Annotated in this window: 1 protein-coding gene; it reads left to right on the top strand. The window is 53.8% G+C overall.

Annotation, left to right across the window (positions count from 1 at the left end):
- The coding region (locus tag FHD02_RS24025; RefSeq protein WP_220394384.1) for an L-rhamnose/proton symporter RhaT at positions 1 to 478 on the top strand (478 nt) is incomplete at both ends.

Genomic DNA, 478 nt, shown 5'->3' with positions numbered 1-478 from the left:
GTTTAGTCTCTCTACGCTACTGCCTGTTTTTCTGTTCGGCGCTATGTGGGGGATCGGTAATATCAACTACGGCCTGACCATGCGTTATCTCGGCATGTCGATGGGAATTGGCATCGCCATTGGCATTACGTTGATTGTCGGTACGCTGATGACGCCAATTATCAACGGCAATTTCGATGTGCTGATTAATACCGAAGGCGGACGCATGACGTTGCTCGGCGTTCTGGTGGCGCTGATTGGCGTAGGGATTGTAACTCGCGCCGGGCAGTTGAAAGAGCGCAAGATGGGCATTAAAGCCGAAGAGTTCAATCTGAAAAAAGGGCTGGTGCTGGCGGTGATGTGCGGCATTTTCTCTGCCGGGATGTCCTTTGCGATGAACGCCGCAAAACCGATGCATGAAGCCGCTGCCGCACTTGGCGTCGATCCACTGTATGTCGCTCTGCCAAGCTATGTTGTCATCATGGGCGGCGGCGCGATC

The organism is Citrobacter sp. EC_71 (assembly GCF_019584005.1).
Lineage (GTDB): Bacteria > Pseudomonadota > Gammaproteobacteria > Enterobacterales > Enterobacteriaceae > Citrobacter > Citrobacter werkmanii.
This window is presented reverse-complemented; position numbering and strand designations above follow the sequence as displayed.